7 protein-coding genes are annotated in these 6,830 nt (G+C 67.3%); 3 read left to right on the forward strand and 4 right to left on the reverse strand.

What is annotated here, in order from left to right; translation table 11 throughout:
* Window positions 1–18: 18 nt before the first annotated feature.
* Window positions 19–1,770: an alpha/beta hydrolase domain-containing protein gene (locus tag HPY32_RS35440; protein ID WP_231951668.1), complete on the forward strand. Its 1,752-nt coding sequence runs from the start codon at window positions 19–21 to the stop codon at window positions 1,768–1,770.
* Window positions 1,771–1,981: 211 nt separating this feature from the next.
* Here the strand turns inward: HPY32_RS35440 and HPY32_RS35445 are convergent, their stop codons facing one another.
* Both HPY32_RS35445 and HPY32_RS35450 read right to left on the reverse strand, forming a co-directional pair.
* Entirely contained in the window at window positions 1,982–2,458 is a 477-nt protein-coding gene (locus HPY32_RS35445; protein ID WP_171983209.1) for a hypothetical protein, read from the reverse strand.
* The gene (locus HPY32_RS35450) at window positions 2,455–3,699 is read right to left on the reverse strand and encodes an NsdA family TPR-like regulatory protein (RefSeq protein ID WP_197696530.1); all 1,245 of its coding nucleotides are present in this window, start codon (window positions 3,697–3,699) and stop codon (window positions 2,455–2,457) included. Before HPY32_RS35450 ends, HPY32_RS35445 begins: the two co-directional genes overlap by 4 nt.
* A 472-nt stretch (window positions 3,700–4,171) precedes the next feature.
* On the opposite strand from HPY32_RS35450, the gene HPY32_RS35455 reads away from it, so the two are divergent.
* A complete protein-coding gene (locus HPY32_RS35455) occupies window positions 4,172–4,432 on the forward strand; it encodes a hypothetical protein (RefSeq protein WP_067589106.1) in 261 nt (86 codons plus the stop codon).
* Between the two features lie 61 nt (window positions 4,433–4,493).
* The gene (locus HPY32_RS35460) at window positions 4,494–4,865 is read left to right on the forward strand and encodes a hypothetical protein (RefSeq protein WP_156674512.1); all 372 of its coding nucleotides are present in this window, start codon (window positions 4,494–4,496) and stop codon (window positions 4,863–4,865) included.
* Between the two features lie 170 nt (window positions 4,866–5,035).
* Here HPY32_RS35460 and HPY32_RS35465 read toward each other — a convergent pair whose 3' ends face one another.
* Together HPY32_RS35465 and HPY32_RS35470 are read right to left on the reverse strand one after the other, a co-directional pair.
* The gene (locus HPY32_RS35465) at window positions 5,036–5,899 is read right to left on the reverse strand and encodes a TIGR03560 family F420-dependent LLM class oxidoreductase (protein ID WP_067589102.1); all 864 of its coding nucleotides are present in this window, start codon (window positions 5,897–5,899) and stop codon (window positions 5,036–5,038) included.
* Between the two features lie 31 nt (window positions 5,900–5,930).
* Entirely contained in the window at window positions 5,931–6,803 is an 873-nt protein-coding gene (locus HPY32_RS35470; RefSeq protein WP_067589100.1) for a TauD/TfdA dioxygenase family protein, read from the reverse strand.
* Between the last annotated feature and the right edge of the window lie 27 nt (window positions 6,804–6,830).

Consider the following 6,830-nt stretch of genomic DNA (forward strand, 5'->3'; position numbering starts at 1 on the left):
ACTGACGAGAGGGGCATTGTGCTTGATTCTCTGACCATCCAGTCGACAGCGCCGTACGAGGGCTACCCCTACGAATGGGTCACGGCCACTGCGGAGTTCGCCGTCGATCCCACCGTCTCGGCCAATGCTCGCATCGTCGATCTCGATCGGGCCCCGCGCGGCGCCGGCGGGCGCGTCCGATTCGACGCCGACGTCCGTCTGCTGCGCCCCGTTACCGGCGGCAACGGCCGCGCACTGCTCGTGCTGCCGAATCGCGGTATGACCCTGGGTCTTCCGTTCGAATCGCAGTCCGCGCCGCCGTTCGACCTGGCCGCCGTGCCGTCCCCGGGCGACGGTTTCCTGTTGCGCCGCGGCTGGACCATCGCCTGGTGCGGCTGGCAGTGGGACATCCTGCGATCGACGGGAGCGCTGGGACTGACCGCACCGGTCGCGGACGTGCAGCCCGGCTGGATGCGGGTGGAGTTCCGGCCGGATGTCGACCAGGCCGAGCACGCGCTGAGCGACTCCGGGCCGCTGGCCGACTTCACCGAGTACCCGACCGCCGACGTGCACGACCCCGACGCCACCCTCACCGTCCGCACCACACCCATGGGACCGGCGCAGCCGATACCCCGGTCCGCGTGGCGGTTCACCGGCCCGACCGGCTTCGCGGTCGACGGCGGCTTCCGGGCCTTCCACTGGTACCGGCTGGTGTACCGATCGGCGTTTGCGCCCGTCGTCGGAACCGGGCTGCTGGCGGTGCGGGACTTCGGTGCGCACCTGCGTGGCGAGCACGAGTACGTGTTCGCCTCCGGGGTGTCGCAGTGCGGAAGGGCGTTGCGGCAGTTACTGTTCGAGGGCCTCAATGTCGACGAAGCGGGCGCGCAGGTGTTCGACGGCGTGTTCAGCCAGATCGCCAGCGCACGGCGGGGAGAGTTCAATCAGCGCTTCGGGCAACCGTCGCTGACCCATCCGTTGACTCCCGCCTACGGTGTGCCCCTGGACACCACGGCGCTGCTGGCGCGCCAGCGCGCGCTCGGCGGCACCCCGAAGATCATGTTCGTCAACAGCTCCTGGGAGTATTGGCGCGGCGACGCCGCACTGATCCACCAGGACCCCCGCACCGGAGCCGACCTCCCCGAGGACCCCGACGCCCGCGCCCACCTGATCTCCGGCACCGACCACATCGGCCCGGCCCCGGAACTGAAGAAGCTCATGCCGATCGCCAACCCCGCGCACGACCTGGACCCCACCCTCGTCCTGCGCGCGCTGTTCACCCAACTCGAACAGTGGGTCTGCGACGGCCGCGCCCCCGAACCCAGCCAGGTCCCCCGCCGAGCCGACGGCACCGCCACCACCCGCGCCCACGTTCTCGCCCGAATCCGCACCCTCTTCCCCGCCGCCGCCCTACCCGCCCCCGAGCACCTACCGTGGACCCCGGTCATCGACCCCGAAAATACCCACTGGCCACTGGAACTCGGCGACCCCCTCATCGCCCTCGTCTCGAACATCGACGACCACGGCAACGAAACCGCAGGCATCCGCCTCCCCACCCTCGCCGCAGAAACAGCCGCCTACACCGGCTGGAACCCCCGCGTCCACATCGACGGCCTGCCCGACGTCCTCTACGAACTACTGGGCAGCCGCCTCCCGACCACCACCCCACCAAACCACACCGCAATCCGCACCGCCGCCCAAAACCTGGTCGACCACCGCTTCCTACTCCCGGAAGACCTCGACCAAGCCATCACCAACGCCACCGCCCCGGCCCCGGCCTCCCGAACTCCGTGATCCTGCACCGCAACCTATCTCGGACTGCCGCGAGCGACTGAGGTGACGCGATGTCGTTACAGCCCCGTCACTCCGGCACGCTTTTGGCCGGAATCTACTGGTACGCAGCGGGTTACGATGGATCCCGTCCAAAAGCACCCCGGGATGACGGGGCGGAAGCATGCCGGGATGGTGGGGCGGTCACATCTCATACGCACTCCTCAGCGGTGGGTCAATCCCTGCGTGCGCCTTCCGGCCATACCACCGTCACCGGTATCCCTCGATGCTGTGCTACGGCCACCACATCGGCGGTGCCGCCGTACCCGCGCGCTGGTTTACCGTCCCACACCGCGAACAGTTCGTCGGCTGCCTCGAGCATGCGTTCGCTACCCGCCTGGTGTGCCTGCGAGGTTGATTCGTCGTAGTCCAGCTGGATCACATCCGACGCGGCGGCCACGAGTTCGTCATAGGTGGCGTGGTGCTCGGCCGGAAGTCCGTCGCGGTATTGGCGCGCGGGAATGATTGCGATAAGCATTCCGCCGCAATCGAGAACTGCGCGGGCGAACAGGGCGTCGGCACCATCGGCGATGCAACTCAGCCCAATGAGATTGGTGTCGCGCTTGGCCAGTTCGGCCCGCAGAGCTTTGTCGATCAGTACTGTCGTGCCCTTCGACAGGCCCCGGTGTCCCGTAATAGCAATGCGGGTCATCGTCCGTCCCGTTTGTACAGAGTGGCCAGGGCAGTGTCCAACGGCCTCGCCTCGGCGGTCCGTGTCGGCAGGCTTGCCCGGAATGCTCGGGCTACCCGCGTGATTCGCTCACTGCGCAACTTCAGCCCGACGCGCAGTGCCTCGGCCGCCAACGCGCATCCGCCCCCGATATCGCCACTACGAGCTAGGACATGGGCGTGCTCGACTTGGGCGAGTGCGCGGGGCTTGTCGGCACCAAGCGCCGGAGTTGCGGCGTCGAACGCGCTGCGGGCGGCTCGATGGTCGCCAAGCCTGCCGAGTGTGCTGGCCTGATACCGGGCAGCTTTGGCACCGTCGAACGCGAATACCCACGGCCACTGCGGTTCGCCTCGTTGTCGGTTGGCGAGCCGCTCGGCGTGGCCGAGCGCGGACAGGGCGGCCTTGCGGTCACCGGTCGCTGCGTATGCGACGGCCAGTAGGGACGATAACCATGCTGTCGCACTGTCCGGCGCGTCCTGTCCCATCTGGGCTGACGCGGTATGCAGTAGTGCGAGTCCGGCGCGGGCGTCGCCCGTTTCGACGGCGTAGTGGCCGAGGCTGGCGGTCATGTAGGAAACCAACAGCGGATGATGTGTGCGCTCAGCGTAGGTAATGGCGTCGCTGTATCGCTGGCGCGCGGCTGCGTCGTCGCCGCGATCGGCGGCCAGCCACGCAGCGAGCCCGGCCACCTCCGACAGGGTGCGATAGCCGCTGGCGGTGCGGAGACGGTCGCGCACGACGCTGGACACGAGACTCAGATGCGCCTCGACGGCTGGCGAGAGGCGATCGGACGGCACCGACGACTCCATGCGGCGGTAGCTCGCGGTCGGTCCCGCCATCGTGTCCAGTAGCTCGGTTTCGGTCGGTGCCGCATTCGTCAGCACGGCCGCGCTCATCATGAGCGTGGTCTTCAGGAATTGCTTTCGGTTCACGTCCTCGTCATCCGTTGACTGCCGATCCTTGGTGAACCCCAGCTCGGCGTCCGTGGCTACGTTCAACACCGCGCGAAGGGCCGCCCGGTAATGCTTTCGCGGCCACGTCGTTTCGCCCCGTTCCCATTTGCCGACGTGTCGTTCATCGACGGCTCCGCGCCTGCTTGTGGCGCGAAATACGTGGTCGTTGACGGCGTCGGCCAGTTCCTGGCGCGTCATCGGCCGCCCAGGCGTTCCAGGCGACTCCACACGTGACCGGGCCTCGATCAGCAGCTCGTTGCGCTCTGCCACGGCGTAGAGCCCTCTCTTCTGGACCTGGTCTCACCATAGTGACCCATGGGTTGTGCGTCGGCATTCTTCCCACTACGTTCCCATTGCTTTCCCAACGAGACGCAGTCGATCACGTGCCCGAATCCGGCGAGTGTTAGGGCGTGGGCCTCGCCTCCGGGTTGATGCACCGGACCACCCGATTCCCGGCACCTCGGTGGCGAGCGCCCATCCCTTCGGCGGAACCAAGGAGCGTACCGGGATGGGAAACGGCAATGGCCGCAGAATCCGCAGTGCTGGGCGTGCTCGCGCCCGGCGGACTGCTCTCGGCGAATCAGATCACCGTACAGGCCCAGCTGACCAGCTGGTCAGTCCGGCGTGCGATCAGGCAGCTATCGGCGCGGGGCCTGATCGTGCATGCGCCGTATCAGGCTCGCTGGTCGATAACGCAACGGGGACAACATGTTTGGGCTGTAAAGCAGCGGAGGTTTGCGAAATGAGCGGCGGGGACAGTGTTCGGCTCGGCCCGATCGGGCCCGAACACGTCGGCGACGGCTGGCAGCTCGAGGGCGACGCGCAGGGCGAGTGGTTCCTGTGCAAGCCGATCGGCACCGGGGTCGTGCGGATCTTCGCGACCGCGTCCGCGTGCGGTGTGGGGCTGTGCCTGCCCGATGGCCGGATGGTGCGGGGCATGTCGGCCCGGGACGTGGACGACGCGAAGACGTTGGCCGACAGCCTGATTCGCGAGGTCAACTGATGACCTCGTGGGATCGGACCGGGATGGCGGTAGCGGTCGGGTTACCGGCGCTGGTGGCGCTGTGGGCGTGCTTGTGGCCCGTCGCGGCACCCCGGCGCAAGCACGGACGGCGGCGTCGCCGATGACACGATTCGCCTACGTCCGCACACGATTCGGCGGCAAGCGGCGCGACTTCGAACTCCCCAGAGACGCCGACGCGTTCCAGGAATGGGTCAGGGAGCGCCGGGCGAGTGCAACGAGCCTGGCGATCTTCGACCGGCACCGCGATATCGTTCTCGCCTACCTGTCCCGGATAGCGGCGGTCGACGACCAGAACCTGTACCAGCTGATCACCTGGTCCGACTCCGGCGCACCTGTCTCGGTGGAGCATCACCCGCTGCACGGCGCGCTACGTTACTTGCAGTCGCCGGATCACGGTCAGCCCGCACCCTGATCCGACCGTCAGTCCTTGCTGGGGTTTCTGGGCATGGCGTGGGAGGCGGTCCTCCGAGACCGCCTCGCGGGTTCTGTCGTCCTGGGCGAACAGACCCACCGCATGGCCCGTTCCCGGGGTGCCGGAAACCCTCGGGGTCGGACGACCATCCGACAGGACGAGGAAATCTTTCAGCTACGCAGGGCCGGTAGCTGTTCGGCGATCTGTTCCAAGTCGGTGAGGGGTTGGTCTGGGGCGATGAAGAGGATGATTTCGGTGAAGCCTGATTCGAGCCAGGGTGTGATGGATGCGGCTACTCGTTTCGGGTCCGGCTTGAGTTGGACCGAGCGGCGGATCTGGTGGGGGTCGCGGCCGACGTCTGCGCACCAGCGGTCCAGGACGCCGGAGAGGCGGGCGCCCTCCTGGGGGCCTGCCTTGTCGACGATGTTCCAGACGTCCGCGTGCTCGGCGACGAGCTTGAGCATGCGCTTCTCGCCCGTGCCGCCCAGCCAGATCGGGGGTCTCGGCTGCTGAAATGGCTTGGGGGAGTGGACGGCTGCGGTGAGGTGGTAGTGGTTGCCGTGGAAGGTCGAGTAGACCTCGGGGGACCACAGTGCGGTGATGACGCGCAGGGCCTCGTCGAGTTTTTCGATGCGTTCGCGGGGTGGTTCCAGCGGGAGGGCGAACATGGTGTGCTCGTATTCGCCCCAGCCGGTGCCGATTCCGAACTCCAAGCGGCCGTGTGAGAGGTGATCGACGGTGGTGGCGATCTTCGCAAGTATGCCGGGGTGGCGGAACGAATTCGCCGTCACCATGCAGCCGAGGCGCGCGTGCCGGGTCTCCGATGCCATCGTCGCCAGCAATGTCCAGCCGTCGAATACATCGATGGCGGGCTCGGGTGTGGCGATGGCGGCATTGCCCGCCCCGGCGAGATGGTCGTACACCCACAGGTGATCGAAACCCGACTCGTCGGCCAGCCGCCAGAAGGCGCGCAATGCCGCGATCGACGTACCCTGCGGCACCAGCTTGGCGCCGATCCGGATGGGATGGCTCATGCCTCGGACACTACATCGATGCCCGACCGCGTCAGCCCTTCAGCGGCCCGCCGTTGATGGCGACGCGCTGCCCGTAGCGGGTGTGCGGGTAGTAGTCGTAGGTCGCGTGGTGCTGGACGCAGCGGTTGTCCCAGAAGACCAAGGTATTCGGGGTCCAGTGGACGCGGCACGACAGCAGGGCCCGATTGGGGACCATCCGGAACAACATGTCCAGCAGGGCGCGGCTCTCGTCGGCGGACAGCTGCGGGATGGATTCGGTGTAGGCGGGGTTCACGTAGAGGATCTTGCGGTCGGTCTCGGGATGGCGGACCACCAGCGGATGTTCGGTGCGGGGGATGACGTAGCCCTCCGGCGGGGTGTGGCCGCGCCACGCGATGTGGCCGTCGTGGATGGCGGTGAGCCCGTCGAGGAATTGGCGCATGGCCGGGGACAGCATGTCGTAGGCGAGATGCATATTGGCGAACAGCGTGTCGCCGCCGCTGCCCGCCTCCGGGATCCGGGTGATGTAGAGCATGGAGCCGAGCGAGGGCTCGGCGTCGTCGGTGCCGTCGGCATGCCAGCCGTTGCCCGCCACATTGGCGGCCTCGGCGCTGGTGCTGATCTCGAGAACATACGGATCACCCTGCGGGGGCGGCGGATTCACCGGCCGCAGCTCGCCGAAGTGCCCGGCGAAGCGCTTGTGATCCTCCTGCGAGATGATCTGATCCCGGAACACCAGCACGTGATGATCCAGGAACGCGGTCCTGATCTCATCGAGCTGCTCGTCCGAAAGCCGCTGCGACAGATCGACACCGGAGACCTCCGCCCCGATAATCGGTGTCAGCGTGCGGACCTCGATGGTGCGATAGTCGCGCGGTGTGCGGGTGGTGAGGCGCTCGATGGCCTCGAGTTCGTACTGCTCCACAGATTTTCCTCCTGATTCGAATGATGA

The sequence above is a fragment of the Nocardia terpenica genome (genome assembly GCF_013186535.1).
Lineage (GTDB): Bacteria > Actinomycetota > Actinomycetes > Mycobacteriales > Mycobacteriaceae > Nocardia > Nocardia terpenica.

What these genes read in the sequence shown, in the direction of transcription:
- HPY32_RS35445 (WP_171983209.1), bottom strand. Translation starts at nt 2,458, where the DNA reads ATGACCCGCATTGCTATTACGGGACACCGGGGCCTGTCGAAGGGCACG.
- HPY32_RS35455 (WP_067589106.1), top strand. Translation starts at nt 4,172, where the DNA reads ATGAGCGGCGGGGACAGTGTTCGGCTCGGCCCGATCGGGCCCGAACAC.
- HPY32_RS35465 (WP_067589102.1), bottom strand. Translation starts at nt 5,899, where the DNA reads ATGAGCCATCCCATCCGGATCGGCGCCAAGCTGGTGCCGCAGGGTACG.